14 protein-coding genes are annotated in these 18395 nt (G+C 73.1%); 2 read left to right on the top strand and 12 right to left on the bottom strand.

Annotated elements, in window-relative coordinates; genetic code table 11:
- Positions 1-2: 2 nt before the first annotated feature.
- Entirely contained in the window at positions 3-2201 is a 2199-nt protein-coding gene (locus tag LNK82_RS47040; protein ID WP_268997057.1) for a M20/M25/M40 family metallo-hydrolase, read from the bottom strand.
- Between the two features lie 66 nt (positions 2202-2267).
- On the opposite strand from LNK82_RS47040, the gene LNK82_RS26120 reads away from it, so the two are divergent.
- Complete coding sequence (locus LNK82_RS26120; RefSeq protein ID WP_230569638.1) at positions 2268-3212, top strand: GNAT family N-acetyltransferase; 945 nt, start codon at positions 2268-2270, stop codon at positions 3210-3212.
- A 6-nt stretch (positions 3213-3218) separates the two neighbouring features.
- On the opposite strand, the gene LNK82_RS26115 is transcribed toward LNK82_RS26120, so the two are convergent.
- The 3 genes from LNK82_RS26115 to LNK82_RS26105 form a co-directional block, all read right to left on the bottom strand.
- Positions 3219-4805: a serine/threonine-protein kinase gene (locus LNK82_RS26115; protein WP_230569637.1), complete on the bottom strand. Its 1587-nt coding sequence runs from the start codon at positions 4803-4805 to the stop codon at positions 3219-3221.
- Positions 4806-4983: 178 nt separating this feature from the next.
- Positions 4984-6027: a hypothetical protein gene (locus LNK82_RS26110; protein WP_230569636.1), complete on the bottom strand. Its 1044-nt coding sequence runs from the start codon at positions 6025-6027 to the stop codon at positions 4984-4986.
- Positions 6028-6042: 15 nt separating this feature from the next.
- Complete coding sequence (locus LNK82_RS26105; protein WP_230569635.1) at positions 6043-7338, bottom strand: CoA transferase; 1296 nt, start codon at positions 7336-7338, stop codon at positions 6043-6045.
- Between the two features lie 62 nt (positions 7339-7400).
- On the opposite strand from LNK82_RS26105, the gene LNK82_RS26100 reads away from it, so the two are divergent.
- The gene (locus LNK82_RS26100) at positions 7401-8570 is read left to right on the top strand and encodes a cytochrome P450 (protein WP_230569634.1); all 1170 of its coding nucleotides are present in this window, start codon (positions 7401-7403) and stop codon (positions 8568-8570) included.
- Between the two features lie 500 nt (positions 8571-9070).
- Here the strand turns inward: LNK82_RS26100 and LNK82_RS26095 are convergent, their stop codons facing one another.
- The 8 genes from LNK82_RS26095 to LNK82_RS26060 all read right to left on the bottom strand — a co-directional run bounded on the left by LNK82_RS26095 (position 9071) and on the right by LNK82_RS26060 (position 18262).
- The gene (locus LNK82_RS26095) at positions 9071-10075 is read right to left on the bottom strand and encodes a sugar phosphate isomerase/epimerase family protein (RefSeq protein ID WP_230569633.1); all 1005 of its coding nucleotides are present in this window, start codon (positions 10073-10075) and stop codon (positions 9071-9073) included.
- Positions 10072-11211 (bottom strand): Gfo/Idh/MocA family protein, encoded by a 1140-nt coding sequence (locus LNK82_RS26090; RefSeq protein ID WP_230569632.1) that lies wholly within the window; start codon positions 11209-11211, stop codon positions 10072-10074. The genes LNK82_RS26095 and LNK82_RS26090 overlap by 4 nt, the downstream gene beginning before the upstream one ends.
- A gap of 55 nt (positions 11212-11266) precedes the next feature.
- Positions 11267-12313 (bottom strand): substrate-binding domain-containing protein, encoded by a 1047-nt coding sequence (locus LNK82_RS26085; protein ID WP_230569631.1) that lies wholly within the window; start codon positions 12311-12313, stop codon positions 11267-11269.
- Between the two features lie 50 nt (positions 12314-12363).
- The gene (locus LNK82_RS26080) at positions 12364-13368 is read right to left on the bottom strand and encodes an ABC transporter permease (RefSeq protein ID WP_372470643.1); all 1005 of its coding nucleotides are present in this window, start codon (positions 13366-13368) and stop codon (positions 12364-12366) included.
- A complete protein-coding gene (locus LNK82_RS26075; protein WP_230569630.1) occupies positions 13365-14915 on the bottom strand; it encodes a sugar ABC transporter ATP-binding protein in 1551 nt (516 codons plus the stop codon). Before LNK82_RS26075 ends, LNK82_RS26080 begins: the two co-directional genes overlap by 4 nt.
- Positions 14912-16108 (bottom strand): ROK family protein, encoded by a 1197-nt coding sequence (locus tag LNK82_RS26070; protein ID WP_372470642.1) that lies wholly within the window; start codon positions 16106-16108, stop codon positions 14912-14914. Before LNK82_RS26070 ends, LNK82_RS26075 begins: the two co-directional genes overlap by 4 nt.
- 393 nt (positions 16109-16501) lie before the next feature.
- Complete coding sequence (locus LNK82_RS26065; RefSeq protein WP_230569628.1) at positions 16502-17704, bottom strand: ROK family transcriptional regulator; 1203 nt, start codon at positions 17702-17704, stop codon at positions 16502-16504.
- A 9-nt stretch (positions 17705-17713) separates the two neighbouring features.
- Complete coding sequence (locus LNK82_RS26060) at positions 17714-18262, bottom strand: DUF6939 family protein (RefSeq protein ID WP_230569627.1); 549 nt, start codon at positions 18260-18262, stop codon at positions 17714-17716.
- Positions 18263-18395 lie beyond the last annotated feature (133 nt).

Here is an 18395-nt window from a genome sequence, read left to right as displayed (position 1 = left end):
GGTCAGAGGCGGAACTCGGCGCGGACCACGGCGGCGTCGAACGCGCGGCTGCCGGACTGGACCGGCATGGCGTCGGGTGGGCGCGGGCCGACCAGGGACGTCGCCTCGGTGGGCAGCCCGGCCCACTGGTCGGCCACGGCCACCTCCAGCGGCGCGCCGGGGTCCAGGGCGCAGGTGATCTCGCGGGCGGACGGGCCGTACAGGTCCAAGGTGGCGTCAGGGAGGTCCGTGGCGCCGAGGCGGCACGCCGGCCGACCGGGGCCGGACAGCGTCACGAGCGTCCGCCACGCCCGCGCGTTCGGCGTGACGCGGAACGTCACCGTCCGCACGGCGGCCTCGGCGACGGCCACCGGGACGACGGTGGGCGCGGGCAGGCCCAGGTCGGGCGCGGCGGCGCGCATCATCGGCTTGTCCAGCGCCGGGTACGGCAACGTCACCCGTTCCGGGTTCTCCCCCAGCACCCGCGCGGTCCACTCGTCGGGCGCGGGGTCGGCGGACAACCAGCTCGCGCCGCTCGTGTCCTGCAGGTAGATCAGCGAGTCGGGGCGCGGCTCGTCCGGCGCGAAGCCGAACCGCACCGTCCCCACCGCGATCAGCGCCACCGCGAGCGCCGTCACGCCGTGCGCCGGCCACCACGAGTTCCACACCGTCAGCAACGGCATCAGCAGCACACCGGCCAGCACCGCGAACACCACCGCCACCGCGCTCAACGGCATGCCCAACGCCACCATCATCGTGCCGACCAACGGCGGGAAGATCGCCGCCGCCGCCAGCGGCGGGAGGAAAGCCGCCCGGGTCGTCCACAGCGCGGGCAGGCCTGCCAGCAGCGTCCACTGGAACAGGAACCCGGCACCCGGCACGGCGACCGTCGTGGCCGCCAGCAGCACGGCCGTCACCACCAGCACCCCGGCGACGACCTCGGCCGGCGACCACCGCCGCACCACCCGTGCCGCCGCGAGCAGCACCGCCGACCCGAGCAGGCAGAACCCGGCGACGAACCAGCCCCGCTCGGGCGGCTCCGACAACGCCAGGAACCCCAACCCCGGCCGCACGGCCGCCACCAGCGCCCACACCCCGAACGACACCGCGCCCGCCACGACCACCGCACCGACCGCGACCCCGGCCACCGCGAGCACGCCCCGCCACCGCAGCCGTCCCCGTCGGACACCCAGGACCAGCAGGAACGCCACCGCGAGGACCGTCACCGCGGCCAGCGCCACCGCGAGCCACGTCGGGTAGCGCACCAGCACCCGGGAGAACAGGTCGAAGTACACCGCGTCACCGGCGCCGGCCCGCAGGTCCCGGTCGCCCAGCGCCCGCACCAGCCCCACCATCGTCTCGCCGTGGTGCTGCACGCTCCCCCGGTCCAGCCGCTCCAGGTCGTCGTACGGCGAGTGGTAGTCGCCGACGTGCTCGATGAACGCGCTGTTCAACCCCCGTGCGCCCGCCTCGGCGAACACCGTGAAGTCGCTGTAGTTCGGCATCCGGCGGTAGACCTCGTAGGCGAACGAGTTCGCGATCGGCCGGCTGCTCGCCTCGCCGAACGCCGACACGAGCGGCGCGTTGTCGTCGCCCGTCTGGAACATCCACACCGGCCCGCCGCTGCCCCGCGCCTCCCAGTTCAGCACCGCGCCGACGCCGTCGACCCCGTGGCGTTCCACGTACGCCGCCGCGCCGAGCGCCCCGACCTCCTCGCCGTCGGTGAACAGGAACACCACGTCGTTGCGCACACCGCCGGTTCTCAGCGCGCGCAACGTCTCCAGCATCGCCGCGACCGCCGCGCCGTCGTCGGCCGCGCCGGGACCGGTCGGCACCGAGTCGTAGTGCGCGACCAGCAGCAACGCCTTGCCGCCGCTCACCGACGGTTCCGCCCCGCGCACGCGCGCGACGACGTTGTGCGTGGTGGCCACCCGGACGCCCCGCCACGGCCGGACGACGTCGTCGGACTCCACCACCACGTCCGCGCCGAAACCGCGGGCGGTGTCGACGATGTAGTCGCGGACGCGCTCGTTGTCCGCCGAACCGATCGGGTGCGGTCGCTGGGCGATGGCCGCCAGGTGCCTCTCGGCGCGTCCGGCGGCGAACTCCGACGGCGGCGCGTCCGCCACGGGCGCGGGCGGCCGGAACGCCAGCACGGCCGCCACACCCACCCCGACGATCACCGTGAGCAGGACCGGTACCCGACGGACGCCCTCGACCATCCGGAGACCCTAGCCCGGCGGAAACCCGGTCGACAGGGCCGGACGCGCGGCGCACCATGTCCCGCCATGGACGCCCTTCCCGCCGGTCACACCGTCCGGCCGCCCCGCGCCGACGACGCCGAGCTGATCCTCGGCCTGGTGCACGCCTGCACCACGGCGGTCATCGGGTTCGCCGACTACACGCTCGACGACATGCGGGACGAGCTGGCCCGGCCGGGTTTCGACCTGGAGCGCGACGCGTGGCTGGTGCTGGACGCGGCGGGCGCGCCGGTCGGGTACGCGACCGCGAACGGCAAGGGCGACAGCGACGAGGTCGACGTCGAGGTGGTGACGCAGGACGCGGCGCTGGCGGACTGGCTGTTCACCAGGGTGCTGGACCGCGCCCGTGAGATCGGGCGGGCCGGCGGGCACGACCGGGTCACCGTCGACCACGGCGTCTACCGGGACGACGTGGTGCTGCGGGCGCAGGTGGCGGCGCTGGGGTTCGAGGTCGCGACCACGTTCCACCGGATGCGGATCGACCACGCGGCCGCCGTGCCGCCGCCCGCGCAGGCGCCGGGGCTCGTGCTGCGGCAGGCCGTGGACGAGGACGTGCGGCGGGTGGCGCACGAGGTGTTGAACGCGTCGTTCGCCGGGCACTTCGGGTTCGTGCCGAAGACCTACGAGGAGTGGCACGAGCGGCAGGAGCGCAAGTCGACCTTCGACTGGTCGGGGCTGTGGCTGGCGGAGCTGGACGGGCGGCCGGCCGGGTTCCTGGAGCGCACCGACCAGTTCGCGGCCGACGAGAACTGCGGCTACGTCGGTCACCTGGGCGTGCGGGCCGAGGCGCGGGGTCGCGGGGTGGCGAAGCACCTCCTGAGGCACGCTTTCCACCTGGACGCGTCCGACGGGCGGGTGGGCACGATCCTGCACGTGGACTCGAACAACCCGACGCCCGCGCTCGGCCTCTACGAGTCGGTGGGCATGCGGCCGGTGCTGGTGATCGACGTGTGGCGCGGCCGGTTGGCGTGACGGTCGCTAGGCGTTCTGCTGCCCGTCGATCGCCCACTGCCCGTTGACCTTGACCAGCGTGTAGAGGTGCCGCTCGGTCTGGGTCCCACCGGACTTGAACGTGTACGACACGCTCGCCGTGACCTGCTGCGGCCCGACCGCCTGCACGTTGCTCACGGTCACCGCGCTCATCTGGCCCCACCAGCCCTGGTAGTCGGCGAACGTCGGCGACTTGGCGGCCTTGAAGCCGTCGGTGAGGCGGCCGTACGCGACCTCCAGGTTGGTCGGCAGCAGGCCGTAGTAGTCGCTCAACGCCTGGTCCGGGCCGATGTCGGCGGGCGGCTGGGACGTGGTCGTGGTCGTCGGCTCCGGCTCCGCGGTGGTGGTCGTGGTCGGCTGGTCGTCCTCGGTGGGCTGGGCGGGTTGGGTCTGGGCGGGCGCGTCGGACGTCGGCTGGGTGGTGGTCTCGCTGGTGGTGCCCGACCCGGCCGACGGTGAGGTGTCGTCACCCCGGTTGACCAGCCACGCGACGAAGGCGATGGCGATCAGGGCCACGACGGCGAGCGCGACGAGGGCCTTGCGGTCGCCTCGCTTCTCCTCGTTCGGCGGCGCGACCGCCGGGACGGGCTGCGGCGGGGTGGGTTGGGGAGGCGTGGGTTGGGGCGGGGTGGGCTGCGGTTGGGCCGGAGCGGGGTTGACCGGCTCGGGCTTGGGCTCGACGGGCGTCGGCTCGGGGGTGGGCACCGGTTCGAGGGGCGAGGCCAGGATCGCGGTCGGCGTCGGGGACGGTGGTGGCGGCGGCGGTGTCGTGCCGTCGAACCGCACGTCCCGCAGCATGTCCGCCGCCTCGGCCATGCTCGGCCGGGTCTCCGGGTTCGTGTCGAGCAGGCGCATCAGCACCGGCGTCAGCGGACCGGCGTTGCGCGGCGGCGGGAAGCGGCCGTCGGCGACCCGGTGCAGCAGCGCGATGGTGTTGCCGTCCACGCCGAACGGCGGCGTGCCCTCCAGGGCCGCGTAGAGCGTCGCGCCCAGCGCGAACACGTCGGCCGGGAACTCGCCCTTGCCGCCGCGCGCCACCTCCGGGGCCAGGTAGGCGGGCGTGCCGACGAGCATCCCGGACGCGGTGACGGTCGCCTCGTCGGTGGCGCGTGACGTGCCGAAATCGGTGACCTTGACCGTGCCGAACTCGGTGACCAGCACGTTGCCCGGCTTCACGTCCCGGTGCGTGACGCCCGCCTTGTGCGCGGCGGCCAGCCCGTCCGCCAGCTGCACGCCGAGCCGGGCCACCTCGTCGGGCGGCAGGGTGCCGCGCTCGGTCATCACGGTGGCCAGGCTGCGCGACGGCAGGTACTCCATGATCAGCCACGGGTGGCCGTCGTACTCGACGACGTCGTACAGCGCGATCACGTTGGGGTGCGACAGGCGGGCCGCGATGCGCCCCTCCCGGATGGCGCGGTCGATCGACTCCTGGTCGAACCCGGTGCGGGACAGCAGTTCCTTGACCGCGACGATGCGGCGCAGCCGCTGGTCCTCGGCCCGCCACACCACCCCCATCCCACCCGTGCCGATCCGCTCGGTCAGCCGATACCGGCCTGCGATAGTGCGGTCCACCACCCGTGCTCCCAACGTCGCGCGCACGTCCGGCGACGGGGGTACCCGATCGGGTGACCCCTCGAACGTGCGTTTCAGTCGTAACACTTCCAGTGGTCGTTTGTCCCTTCACCACGCGGGTCCGCCACGCAGGTGAGCCGAGCGCCACCGAACCGCCGGTGGCGGGTGCCCACCGGACGCGTCAGTCCTTTGTGGACTGAGGTGTGCGCCGGTTCGGCGAGGTGGGGCGGCCCAGCCCCGACCACAGCCGACCGTCGACCAGTCCGGGCGGCACCTCGACGGGATCGTCGTCGAACAGCGCGTGCACCGGACCGTCCGGCAGCAGCACGGCGTGATCGGTGACGACCGCGACGTACCCACCCACGCGGAAGTCACCGACGACGGTGGCCGGGAACAGGTCGTCCGGCGGCGGGTCCTCGTCCTCCTCGACCACGATGACGGCTTGGGCGGCGCGGACGTCACGCGCTTCCGCGTCCGCCGACCGGTGCACGACGCGGTCGAACACCAGCCAGGCGACCTCCCGGCGGTGCCTGTCTGCGGTGAGCAGGGTCGTTCGAGGTCCCGGCTCGAACCGGACCAGCACCTGCGCGGCCGGTGCGGGGCGGGACAGGAGCCGTCGCGGGGCGAGCCGTGCGGCGGTGAGGCGTGCGGTCTGGACGGCGACGACGAAACCGATCACGCCGACCACCAGCCACAGGGTCGGGTGATCGCCGCGCCACGCCCACACCGCGAGCGCCGCGCCCGTCACCAGCATCACGCCGATCAGCAGCTTCCGCAGCCCCGGCGCGCGCCGCGTGACCGGATCGTCCTCCGGGAGGTCGACCGTGACGGGTGCGGCGAGTCCGCCGAACACCCGCCGTTGCCGCCTCGGGCCGATCAGGAACCGTGCCAGGGAGTACGTGCAGTACGCGCCGTTGATCGCGAACGGGACGACGACCCACGGCGGTTCACCGGCCACGCCCAGCAGGACCGCCGAGGCGACCGCCACCGCACAGCCCAGCCTCGGCCGCGCGATGAGCACGATCGGGGTGGCCAGCACGACCAGGTAGCGCACGCTCCGCGGGACGGGGCTGTCGGCTTCGGAACCGTCCGCGATCAGCGCGATCACCAGCGCGATCAGCCACGTCGTCACCGCCAGCGCCACCCGACCGACCCGGAAGGACGCCGGGTGCCGCCACTTCTGCGCGAACGCCCAGTCCAAGACCGGCGCCGGAGGTCTGCCCATGACGTCTCGCCCCTTTCATCGCCAACGGGGTTCGTCGGTGCCCCAGAGGGTTGGCGGATGGTCCCACGTCCCGTGATCGGTGAGCGGCGGGCGGGCGTGGCGCAGGACGCCGTAGGGCGACGGCGTCTCGACCAGCCAGGGGTCGGGGTCGTAGTCGCCGCGCACGGGCGAGGGCTCGATGTCGTGCAGGAGCCAGGACGCGGTGCCGGCGAGCGACAGGCTGACGTGCCGGCCGTGGGGTTCGACGAGGGCGCGGAGGACGGCGGCGGCGAGCAGGTAGCCGGTGCCGTGGTCGAGGGCCTGGGCGGGCAGCACGCCGGGAGTGCCGTCGGTGCTCTCCGCGGCGGCGATGCCGGTGGCGGCCTGGACCAGGCTGTCGAACCCGCGCCGGCCGGCCAGGTCGCCGGTGTGGCCCCAGGCCGTCAGGTGGGCGACGACCAGGTCGGGGCGCTTCGCGTGCAGTGCCTCCGGGCTCGCGCCGTGGCGGTCGAGCGCGCCCGGCCGGTAGCCGGTGACGACGACGTCGGCGTGGTCGAGGAGGTCGTCGAACGTGCGCCGGTCGTGCCGGTCGGCGAGGTCGAGGAGGGTGGAGCGCTTGCCCATGCCGGTGTCCGCGTGGGCGTCGGGGTCCTCGGGCAGGTGGGGTGGGTCGACGCGGAGGACGTCGGCGCCGAGGAACGCGAGGGTGCGGGTGGCGACCGGGCCGGCGATGACCCGGGTGAGGTCGAGGACGCGGATGCCTTCGGCGGGGCGGGAGGCCGGTGGGAGCACGCGTTTCGCGGCGTCGGTGGGGCGGGTTTCGACCAGGGGACGGCGGGTCGGGTCGGGTTCGGTGGCGACCGCGACGGCCAGGCCGCCCGCGGCGTAGACGGTTTCCTGGACGTCCAGGGCTCGGCGGGTGGCCAGCTCGCGGGCCAGCGCGGTGCGGTCGTCGGCGACGTCCAGGGCTTCGAGCAGGCGTTCGCGGTGGTGGGGGTAGTTGGCGTGGGTGCGGACCCAGCCGTCGGCGGTGCGCCAGAACCCGGACAGCGGCGCGAACGTGGCGCCGGGGCGGCCGTCGACGAGGAGGTGGCGTTCGCTGGTGAAGGCGGTGGCGACGGCGGCTTCGCGCACCGTGACCGGCGGGATCGGGGTGTGGTCGCGTGCGGCTTTCAGCTCGGCCGCGGCGAGGGCGCACGCGCCGACGGTGGCGCGGGCCAGGTCCCGGACGGGCAGTCGGGCGCGGAGGACGTCGCCCGCCGGGGTGAAGTCGACGGTCAGGTCGGGTCGGCCGCCGAGGGCGGCCCAGGCTTGCGCTGTCACCGGGTCCACGGGTGCAGTTTGCTTCTTCTCGCGCCTGTGGGTGGCGGATGGCGGCTATAAGGTCGATCACCATGGACTACCCGATCGCGCGTCGTCCGGGGTTCGACCCGCCGGCGGAGTTCGCGTCGTTGCGGGCGGAGGCGCCGGTGTGCCCGGTGTCGTTGCGGCACGGTCAGCAGGCGCACCTGGTGACGCGGTACGACGACGTGCGGGCGGTGCTGCGGGACCACGGCCGGTTCTCGTCGGATCCGAGCACGCCGGGGTTTCCGCAGCTGCGGCCGGTGGTGGACCGCAAGGCCGCGCCGGGGAGCTTCCTGGTCACCGATCCGCCCGAGCACACGCGGTATCGCCGGATGGTGACCGGTGAGTTCACCGTGCGGCGGATGGCAGCGCTGCGTTCCGACGTGGAGCGGATCACGCGGGAACGGTTGGCCGCGTTGCGTTCGGGGCCGCGGCCGGCGGACCTGGTGACGGCGTTCGCGCTGCCCGTGCCGTCGGACGTGATCTGCCTGCTGCTCGGCGTGCCGGTGTCGGACCAGGAGTTCTTCTCGACCCGGAGCCGTGCCCACCTGGACCGGTCGTTGTCGGCGGCGCAGGTGCAGGGGGCGTTGGACGAGCTGCACGCGTATCTGGCCGAGCTGATCCGCGCGCGCAGGCTCTCGCCGCGGGACGACCTGATCAGCCGGTTGGTGCGGGAGCCGGGGCTGACCGACGAGGAGGCAGTCGGGATGACCGTGCTGCTGCTCGTCGGGGGGCACGAGACGACCGCGAACTCGATCGCGCTGTCCGTGCTGGCGCTGCAACGGGAACGGGCGTGGTGGGAGGCGCTGGTCGCGTCGCCCGATCTGGTCGACAACGCGGTGGAGGAGCTGCTGCGGTTCTTGAGCCCCGTGCACCACGGGGTGGTGCGGGCGGTGGGGGGTGAGGCGACGGTCGGTGGCACCGTGCTCGCGGCGGGCGAGGGCGTGATCGCGTCCCTGTTCGCCGCGAACCGCGACCCCGCCGCGTTCCCCGATCCCGACCGGCTCGACCTGCGGCGGGACGCTCGGACGCACCTCGCGTTCGGCAGCGGGGTGCACCAGTGCGTCGGGCAGCTGTTGGCGCGCTTGGAGATGCGGGTCGCGCTGCGGGCATTGGTGACGGAACTGCCCGACCTGCACCTGGCCGTGCCGTTCGAGGAGGTCGAGTTCAAGTTCGACGCCCCGATCTACGGCCTCCGCTCTCTGCCGATCACCTGGTAACCCCGCCGATCACCTGGTAACCCCGCCGCGCGCCGGGTTCACGCCTGCCCCACACGCGCGATCCGCAGCGGCGAGGCGATCTCCGCCGGGCCGGGATGGTCGTGGGGGTCCGCCAGGCCCGGGTGGTCGAGGCAGCGGCGGTGGGACCGGCGGCGGCGAGGCGGGTGATGGCCAGGGCTCGGCCGACGGCCTGGGCTTGGCTGGTCGGCGGCGCTTCGCCAGCGGGCGGGTGTGATCAGCGATCGGCGCTCGGCCGGCGATCAGGGTGTGGGTAGCGGGCTGGGCGGGGGTTGGGGTGGCGGGGTGGTCGCGGTTCCTCATGTTGCAACCGAGGGGCCGTAACAGTGTTTCCGTACTTTATCGGGCGATGATCACCCGATCGTGTTTCGGCGCGGTTCGGTCCCGGAGGCAGTGTGGTCGATCGTCGATCATGCGGCAACCGGACGACCGCAGGACGAGGTGACGCCGGCGCCCACCGGTGGGGTGGGCGCCGGCAACGGTCACTCCCCCGTGCTGAACGCGGCGTCGAACGACGCTGCCGGTGGGTCGAACAGGTGCCGCCGGATGAACCCGACCGCCTCCTCCGCCCCCCGCAACCGGTCCATGCCGGCGTCCTCCCACTCCACCGAGATCGGCCCCCGGTAGCCGATCGCGTTCAACGCCCGGAACGACTCCTCCCACGGCACGTCACCGTGCCCGGTCGAGACGAAGTCCCACCCCCGGCGCGGGTCGGCCCACGCCAGGTGCGAACCGAGCCGCCCGTTGCGGCCGTCGAAGCGCTTCTTCGTGTCCTTGCAGTCGACGTGGTAGATCCGGTCGGCGAAGTCGAGGATGAAGCCGACCGGGTCGAGGTCCTGCCAGACGAAGTGCGACGGGTCCCAGTTCAGGCCGAACGCGGGCCGGTTGCCGACCGCGTCCAACGCCTTGCGCGTAGTCCAGTAGTCATACGCGATCTCCGACGGGTGCACCTCGTGCGCGAACCGCACCCCCACCTCGTCGAACACGTCGAGGATCGGGTTCCACCGCCGGGCGAAGTCGGCGTAGCCCTCGTCGATCACGGCCTGCGACACCGGCGGGAACATCGCCACGTACTTCCAGATCGACGACCCCGTGAACCCGACGACCGTGTCCACGCCCAACCGGGCCGCCGCACGCGCCGTGTCCGCCATCTCCGCGGCGGCACGCTGCCGCACGCCCTCCGGCTCGCCGTCACCCCAGATCCGCGCGGGAAGGATCGCCTGGTGCCGGAAGTCGATCGGGTCGTCGCACACCGCCTGCCCGACCAGGTGGTTGGAGATCGCGAAGACCTCCAGCCCGTGCTGCTTGAGCACCGCGCGCTTGGCGGGCACGTAGTCGTCCTCCGCCAACGCCCGGTCCACCTCGAAGTGGTCACCGGAACAGGCGATCTCCAGCCCGTCGTAACCCCACCCGGACGCGAGCCGGCACACCTCCTCGAACGGCAGGTCCGCCCACTGGCCGGTGAACAACGTGACCGGTCGGCTCATCGGTGGTCTCCAATCGTGGTCCAGGTCGACTGCTGCCCGGCACTCTCCTCCACGGCCGCGAGCACGCGCTGCACCCGCAGGCCGTCGGCGAAGCTCGGCGACGGGTCGACTCCGCCGCCGATGGCCGTGAGGAAGTCCGCCGCTTCGTGCGTGAACGTGTGCTCGTACCCGAGCAGGTGACCCGGCGGCCACCACGCGCCCACGTACGGGTGATCGGCCTCGGTCACGAGGATCCGCCGGAACCCGGCCGCCGAGCCGTCGTCGGCCGAGAACACCGACAGCTCGTTCATCGACTCGAAGTCGAACGCCAGGCTGCCGCGCGTGCCGTTGACCTCCAGCCGCATCGAGTTCTTGCGGCCCAACGCGTACCGGGTCGCCTCGAACGTGCCCAGCGCGCCGGACGAGAAGCGGGCCAGGAACACGGCCGCGTCGTCCACCGTCACGTCGGCGAACCCGTCACCGTCGGGCCGGGAGCGGACGAAGGTCTCGGTGGTGGCGCTGACGCCCGTGATCAGGTCGCCGGTGACGTACTGGGCGGCGTCCACGATGTGCGCGCCGAGGTCGCCCAACGCGCCCGAACCGGCCTTCTCCTTCCTCATCCGCCACGTCATCGGCGACGAGGGGTCGGACAGCCAGTCCTGCAGGTACACCGCGCGCACGTGCCGGACCTCGCCGATGCGGCCTTCCTCCACCAGCCTGCGGGCCAACGCGATCGCGGGCACGCGCCGGTAGTTGAACGCGACCATCGACCGGACACCGCGCCCGGCGGCCTCCTCGGCGGCGGCGGCCATCGCCTCGGCCTCCGCGACGGTGTTGGCCAACGGCTTCTCGCACAGGACGTGCTTGCCGGCGGCGAGCGCGGCGAGCGCGATCTCGGCGTGCGTGTCGCCGGGGGTGCAGATGTCGACGAGGCCGACGTCGTCCCGGGCGACGAGCGCGCGCCAGTCGGTCTCCACGGCCGCCCAGCCGTACTTGGTCGCCGCGTCCTTGGTGCGCACCGGGTCACGGCCGCCGAGGACGGCCAGGCGGGGCGTCAGGGGCACGTCGAAGAACCGGTGGACGCTGCGCCAGGCGTGCGAGTGCACCGCGCCCATGAACGCGTGGCCGACCATGCCCACGCCGATCTCTTCCGTCATCAGCAGCCTTTCGCAGCAGTGTCGATCCAGCGACGCCGTCGGTCCGACGACCCGGTCAGGAGTCGAAGCCGACGTCGAGGTACTGGTCGACGTTCTCCTTGGTCACCACGGCGGAGTAGGTGGTGATCGACGCCGGGATGTCGTGCTCGGCCATGTCGCCGATGCCCTTGGCCTGGCCGAGCAGCCTGGCCAGCGCGATCGCCGAGGACGCCATCGACGGGCTGTAGAGCACGGTCGCCTTGACCACGCCGCTGTCCGCCTTGATCAGGTCCATCATGTTGCGCGAGCCCGCGCCGCCGACCATGACGAACTCCTTGCGGCCGGCGCTGTCGATCGCCGCCATCACGCCGATGCCCTGGTCGTCGTCGTGGTTCCACAGCGCGTCCAGCTTGGGCGCGGACTGGAGCAGGTTGGCCGTCTGCTGCTCGCCGGACTCGGAGGTGAACGACGCCGAGACGCGCGGGCCGACCGAGAAGCCCGCCTTCGCCAGGGCGTCCTTGAAGCCCTGGCTGCGCTCCTGCGTCAGCGGCAGCGAGTCGATGCCCGCGACCTCGCCGATGATGGGGTTCGAGACGTTCTTGGCCTTCAGCTGCGCGGCGATGTACTCGCCGGCGTTGACGCCCATGCGGTAGTTGTCGCCGCCGATCCACAGCCGGTAGGCCAGCGGGGTGTCGAAGACGCGGTCCAGGTTGATCACGGGGATGCCCGCGTCCATGGCCTGGCGGCCGACCTCGGTGAGCGCCTTGCCGTCGAACGGCAGCACCACCAGGACGTCGACCTTGTCGTTGATCAGCGTCTCGACCTGGCCGATCTGCTGGTTGACGTCGTTGGTGCCCTCGGTGGCCTTGAACGTGACGTCGGAGAACTCGTCGGCCTGCGCCTTGGCGTTCTTCGTCATCGCGGCCATCCAGCCGTGGTCGGCGGCGGGCGCGGAGAAGCCGATGGTGACCTGCTTGCCCGGCTGGCTGTTCTGGCCCGACCCGCCCGCGACGACGTTCTGCGCGGTGTTGCCGGACTCGTTGGACGTGCACCCGGCCAGCAGGGCGGCGGTGCCGACGGCGGTGGTTCCCCAGAGGAAGCGACGACGGTCGAGTGAGGGCATGGCGGTCTCCCGGGTGGTGTGTCGGGGTGGTGGAGGCGTCGGGTGGCGCGTCAGGTGGTGTGCGCGCGGCGGCGGGCGGTGGTGCGCTGCAGGAGCACCGCGGCGATGATGATCACGCCCTTGGCGATGTTCTGGATGTCGGTGTCGAGGTTGTTCTGGGTGAAGATGTTGCCCACCACGGTGAAGATGAGGACGCCGATCAGCGTGCCGATCAACGAGCCCCGGCCGCCGCTGAGCAGGGTGCCGCCGATGACGACCGCGGCGATCGCGTCCAGCTCGTAGAACATGCCGTTGGTGGACGCGCCGGACGTGGTGCGGGCGACGACCATGAGCGCGGCGATGCCGCAGCACAGGCCGGCGATGCCGTAGACGAGCGCGGTGTGCCTGCGGACGTCGATGCCGGCCAGGCGGGCGGCTTCGGCGTTGCCGCCGACGGCGAACGTGCGGCGGCCGAACGCGGTGCGGTTGAGCACCACCCAGCCGACCGCGAACACCGCGGCCAGCATCCAGATCAGCACCGGGACGCCGAGGATGTCGCCGCGGAAGAAGGTGGTGAACCCGGTCTCGGTGACGACCTGCGTGCGGCGGCCGGAGAGCCGTTCGGCCAGGCCCTTCGCCGACGCGTACATGGCGAGGGTGGCGATGAACGGCACGATCTTGCCGTAGGAGATCAGCACCCCGTTGACCAGGCCGCAGCCGAGGCCGACCAGCAGGGCGCACAGCACCATCACCACCGGCCCGTAGGACTGGGTGGCGACGGTGGTCATCCACACGCCCGACAGCGCCACGATCGAGCCGACGGACAGGTCGATGCCGCCGCTGATGATCACGAACGTCATGCCGACGCTGACCACGCCGATCGCCGCGGCCAGCCGCAGCATGGTGGAGATGTTGGCCTCGGTGAGGAAGCTGTCGGGTCGGGTGGCGTAGCCGACGACGCACAGCACCACCAGCACGCCGAGCAGCCCGGTGAGCCTCAGGTCGAGGTTGCGGCGGTGCTTGGGCGGCTCCTGGGGTGCGGCGGATTTCGGGTCGAGGACCCTTGCTTCGGTCACGGGGCCTCCTCAGGCACGACCTCTGGGGTGTCGGTGTCGGCGGCTTCGGTGACGACGCGGCCCGCCATCACCATGTCCAGCACGGCGGATTCGGTGAGCTCGTCGGCACGCCGGTCCGCGATCACCTCGCCGTCGCGCAGCACCAGCACCCGGTCGGCGAGGCCGAGCACCTCGGCGACCTCGCTGGACACCAGCACCACGGCCACGCCGGCCGCGGCCAGTTCGTGGATCACCCGGTACAGCTCGGCACGCGCGCCGACGTCCACGCCGCGCGTCGGCTCGTCCAGGAGCAGCACCTTGCAGCCCCGGACCAGCCACCGCGCCACCACGGCCTTCTGCTGGTTGCCGCCGGAGAACTCGGCGACCAGCCGGCGCGGGTCGGCGGGACGCAGGTCGAGCCGTTCCAGGGTGGCCTTGGAGTCGGTCAGCTCGCGGGCGCGGTCGAGGAAGCCGGCGCGGCTGTAGGCGGGGAGGCTGGACAGCGTCACGTTGTGCGCGACCGGCAGGTCGAGCAGCAGGGCCTGGGCCTTGCGCTCCTCCGGGGCCAGGCCGATGCCGGCTTTCACGGCGGCGACGACGCTGCCCGGCCGCACCGGTTTCCCGTCGACCGCGACGTGCCCGGTGTCCGGTTTCCGCGCGCCGAACACGGTTTCCAGGATCTCGCTGCGGCCCGCGCCGACCAGGCCCGCGATGCCCAGGATCTCGCCCGCGTGCACGTGGAAGCCGACGTCGCTGAACTCGCCCTTGCGGCTCAGGCCGGTGACCGTGAGCACCTCGCGCGTCGTGTCCACCGTGGACGCCTCGCGGTGCGGGAAGACCGTCTCGACCTTGCGCCCGGACATCAGGTCGACCAGGTCGGCGGTCGGGGTCTCGGCGGGGAGGTTCGCGGCGACCGTGCGGCCGTCCTTGAGCACGGTGACGCGGTTGCCGATGCGGCGGATCTCTTCGAGGCGGTGGGAGATGTAGAGGACGGCGACGCCGTCCTTGGTCAGCTCGCCGACGATGCGGAACAGGTTGTCCACCTCGTCGGCGGCCAGGGCGGCGGTCGGCTCGTCCATCACGATGAGCCGGGCGTCGTGGGCCAGCGCGCGTGCCATCGACACCAGCTGCTGACCGGCGGCGGACAACCGGCCGACCTCCCGGTCGGGGCCGATCTCGGGGTGGCCGAGGCGCGCCATCAACGTCCTGGTGAGGTCGCGGGCGGCGCGGCGACGGGTGAAGCCGAACCTGGTCGGTTCGTGGCCGAGGAACACGTTCTCCGCCACCGGGATGTCCGGCACCAGGTCCAGTTCCTGGTACATGGTGGCGATGCCCAACCGCAGCGCGGCCACCGGCGACGGGAGGGTGGTCCTCGCGCCGCGCCAGGTGATCTCGCCGTCGTCGGGCTGGTGCGCGCCGGCCAGCACCTTGATCAGGGTGGACTTGCCCGCGCCGTTCTGGCCGAGCAGGCAGTGCACCTCGCCCTCGGCGACCTCCAGGTCCACCTGGTCCAAGGCGCGCACGCCGGGGAACGTCTTGCCGATGCCGGCCATCCGGAGCAGGGTCATGCCGAGGCCCCTTCGTGTGAACCGCCCGTCTCCGGGCCGCTTTCCTTGACGGGCACGACGGTCGGGTCGTCCAGCACGCGGCGCAACGCGGCCAGTGCCGCGCCCTTGCCGCCCGCGGTGAAGCCGAGGGCGGAGGCGGTGACCCGGGTCCGGCCCTGCTCCTGCGGTGCGACCAGCCAGTCCGGCAGGGCGGCGAAGTAGCCGCCGAGCACGATCTTGCGCGGGTTGAGCAGGGTGGTGAGGACCGAGAGGCCGGACGCCAGCGCCTCGGCCGTGCGGTGCAGCGCGTCGAGGGTGCGGGCGTCACCGCGTTCGGCCCGGCCGCGCAGGATGGCCATGCGCTCGGTCGGCGCGAGCGCGGGGTCGTGCACCCGGTCGTCGCGGGGCGCGCAGGCGTGCAGGAACGCGTCTAGCCCGACCTGCGTCTCCCAGCAGCCGCGCCGGCCGCACGCGCAGCACGTGCCGCCGAGCGGGTCGAGCACCACGTGGCCCACCTCGCCCGCGCGGTTGTCCGCGCCGCGCACCAACGCGCCGTTGGCGATCACGCCAGCGGCCACGCCGTGGTCGCCGTTGAGGTAGACGAGGTCGTCGACCGGGTCGCCGTCGTGCTCGGCGTAGGCGGCCAGGTTGGCCTCGGTGTCGAGGTCGAGCCGGTCGAGGGGCAGGCCGGTCCGGGCGGCCAGGCCGTCGACCACGGCCACCTCGCGCCAGCGCAGCCGGGTGGCGGTGGCGGTGCCCGCGGTGCGGTCGGCGCGGCCCGGCACGGCGACCGTGACGCCTGCCCAGTCGGCTCTCGGCAGGTTTTCCAGGGCGGCGCGGGTCAGGTCGGCGAGTCGGTCGAGGGCGTGCTCGGGGACGCTGGTGTCGCACCTGGTCTGGCGGCGCAGGTGGACGTCGCCGGTCAGGTCGGTGATGGTCGCGCCGAGGTGGCCGGGGCGGACGTCGAGGCCGATGCCGCAGACCGCACCGGGGCGCAGCTGGACCAGTTCGCCGGGCCTGCCCTGGGTGGTCGTGGTGCCCGCGCGTTCGGTGAGGCCGCGGCGTTCGAGGTTCACGAGGAGCGGGGCGACGGTGGCCTTGGACAGACCCGATCCGGCGGCCAGTTGGGCTCGGGAGAGGGGGCCGCGGGCGCGGAGCGTGCGCAGCAGGAGGGCGAGGTTGGCCTCACGCCTGCCTTCGGTCTGCGCCTGCATCGTGGCTCCGACTTCGTCGGGGAGTCGATCGAACGGGGTGGTCCAGCTCACGTTGGAGGGTGAGTTGCGGCAGATCCTGGCATTTGAGCGCTCCGCCTGACAAGAACTTGGGCCCTCTTTTGTCGATTCGTTGCAAAAGTCGGCGCAGTTTTGACGGAAGCTCGCGATCGGCTTACGAGTGGGCGGAGATGCGGAAGGCACGGGGGCAGGACGCGCCGCTTGGGAGGCGGCGCGGCGCTCCCGGTCGGCCTCTGTGCTCGGGGCGGCCTGGCGCTCGGGGCGACTCGACGGCTCGGGGCGCGGTGTTCGGGGGTGGGCTCGGCGTTCGTGGTGGAGTTCGGCGGTCAGGAAGGCTCGGCGTTGAAGCCCCGGGTCCCTGCGGGACCAGCCCGGTCAGCCGGCCGGGGAGAACGCCCGGTCGGTGGCGGACCAGGCGGCGCCGGTGACGCCGGCCAGGTCGCCCAGTTCCGAGAGCACGATGGGCAGGTTGCCGGTGGCCAGCGGCAGGGAACGGCGGTAGACGGCGCTGCGCACCTCGGCCAGCAGGGAGTGCCCCAGCCTCGACACGCCGCCACCGATGACGACCATGCCCGGGTTCAGGAAGCTGACCAGGGACGCGACCACGTGCCCGAGCCGCCGGCCGCCCTCGCGCACGAGGTTCGCGGCGGCGAAGTCGCCGGCCGCGGCGGCGGTGCCGACGTCCTCGGCGGTGAGCAGGCCCTTGTCGTGCAGGGCGGTGGCCAGGGCGACGGAACGACCGCTGCGGGCCAGCGTGTTGGCGTCACGGGCCAGCGCCGAGCCGCCGAAGTACGCCTCCAGGCAGCCGACCTCGCCGCACGCGCAGGCCGGGCCGAAGTCGTCCAGCCTGATGTGCCCGATGTCGCCCGCGGTCCCGGCGACGCCTCGGTAGACCTTCCCGCCGAGGACGATCCCGCAGCCGATGCCGGTGCCGACCTTGACGAAGATCAGGTCTTCCAGCGACCGCGCCACGCCCGCGTGGCGTTCGCCCAGCGCCATGGCGTTCACGTCGTTGTCGACCGTCACCGGGCAGCCCCACCGGCCCGCCAGCTCGTCCCGCACGGGGTAGCGGTCCCAGCCGGGCATGATCGGCGGCGCGACCGGCATGCCGTCGCGGAAGCTCACCGGACCCGGCAGGCCGATGCCCGCGCCGATGAGCCGGCCCGACGCCTTGGCGTAGACGACGTCGGCCAGCTCGGCGACCCGGCTCAGCACCGGCGCCGGCCCGCTGCGGACGTCGCACTCCTCGCTGCGGCTCTCCAGCACCTCGCACCGGCCGTCCGTGACCGCGACCGTCACCGAGGTCGCACCCACGTCCACGCCGAGCACGCGCAGGTCGTCGGCCAGGTGGACGAGCGTCGACCGCCGTCCGCCCCGGCTCGCCGCCGGTCCCCCGACCTGCACCAGGCCCACGTCCACCAGCCTGGCCAGCTCGGCGGTCAGCTTGGCCCGCGGCAGCTCCAGCCGCTCGCCCAGCGCGACCCGGGACATCGCGCCCTCGTCGCGGAGCAGCCCCAGCAGTTCGGATTGCCTGCCGGAAACCACCCGCGGCTGCTGGCCGCTGCCCGTCGCGCTCATGGCACCAATTTACGGCCAGCGGTCCTCCAGGTGCGCGGCGATCAGGGCGGCGTGGGACAGCGGGGTCCGCAGGTCCGCCACGTCGCCGTTCGTCGTGTAGTCGAGCAGCACCACCTCCCCTCGTGCGCTCAGCTCCTTCAGCTCCGCCACCTCGTCGACGACCCGGTGCTCCAGGACCCAGCGGTAGGTGGGCAGGTAGATGGCGCGCCGCGCGTCCTCGTAGGCCAGCAGGCGCTCACCGGCCAGCCCTTCGCGGTGGCCCCGGACCGGGCCCGATCTTCGGACCGTGCGCTTGAGCCCGGCCATGGTCTTCACGTCGAGCTTCGCCCGGTCGACGTCCTCGCCCTCGAAGACCTTCAACGCCTGCCAGACGCCCTCCACCGACTGCGCCGTCACCTCCGGCGTGAACGGCACCGGTATGCCGCCGTGCGGGAAGAACGGGCTCAGCCTTACCCACGGCTGCGGCCCCTTCGACGTCACGTCCACCACCGTCGCGCCGGGATGCGCCTTCGCCAACCACGCCGCGCCCCGCCGCCTGCTCGCCACCCGCACCGCCATCGCTGCTCCCCTCCTCGACACCGTGATGGTGCCAAAGGGGTCCGACAATTCCGGGGGTGTCCACTCCGGACGCCCGGGGATCGCGGGGGAAGGTCCGGGTGGGCGCGGTCCAGTGCTTGGGAATTCACGGGCG

The sequence above is a fragment of the Saccharothrix luteola genome (assembly GCF_020859565.1).
Lineage (GTDB): Bacteria > Actinomycetota > Actinomycetes > Mycobacteriales > Pseudonocardiaceae > Actinosynnema > Actinosynnema luteola.
The sequence above is the reverse complement of the archived record's forward strand: the minus strand, read 5'-3'. Positions and strand labels throughout refer to the sequence as shown.

What these genes read in the sequence shown, in the direction of transcription:
- LNK82_RS47040 (WP_268997057.1), bottom strand. Translation starts at nt 2,201, where the DNA reads ATGGTCGAGGGCGTCCGTCGGGTACCGGTCCTGCTCACGGTGATCGTC.
- LNK82_RS26065 (WP_230569628.1), bottom strand. Translation starts at nt 17,704, where the DNA reads ATGAGCGCGACGGGCAGCGGCCAGCAGCCGCGGGTGGTTTCCGGCAGG.
- LNK82_RS26120 (WP_230569638.1), top strand. Translation starts at nt 2,268, where the DNA reads ATGGACGCCCTTCCCGCCGGTCACACCGTCCGGCCGCCCCGCGCCGAC.
- LNK82_RS26060 (WP_230569627.1), bottom strand. Translation starts at nt 18,262, where the DNA reads ATGGCGGTGCGGGTGGCGAGCAGGCGGCGGGGCGCGGCGTGGTTGGCG.
- LNK82_RS26100 (WP_230569634.1), top strand. Translation starts at nt 7,401, where the DNA reads ATGGACTACCCGATCGCGCGTCGTCCGGGGTTCGACCCGCCGGCGGAG.
- LNK82_RS26095 (WP_230569633.1), bottom strand. Translation starts at nt 10,075, where the DNA reads ATGAGCCGACCGGTCACGTTGTTCACCGGCCAGTGGGCGGACCTGCCG.
- LNK82_RS26110 (WP_230569636.1), bottom strand. Translation starts at nt 6,027, where the DNA reads ATGGGCAGACCTCCGGCGCCGGTCTTGGACTGGGCGTTCGCGCAGAAG.
- LNK82_RS26085 (WP_230569631.1), bottom strand. Translation starts at nt 12,313, where the DNA reads ATGCCCTCACTCGACCGTCGTCGCTTCCTCTGGGGAACCACCGCCGTC.
- LNK82_RS26090 (WP_230569632.1), bottom strand. Translation starts at nt 11,211, where the DNA reads ATGACGGAAGAGATCGGCGTGGGCATGGTCGGCCACGCGTTCATGGGC.
- LNK82_RS26070 (WP_372470642.1), bottom strand. Translation starts at nt 16,108, where the DNA reads ATGCAGGCGCAGACCGAAGGCAGGCGTGAGGCCAACCTCGCCCTCCTG.
- LNK82_RS26075 (WP_230569630.1), bottom strand. Translation starts at nt 14,915, where the DNA reads ATGACCCTGCTCCGGATGGCCGGCATCGGCAAGACGTTCCCCGGCGTG.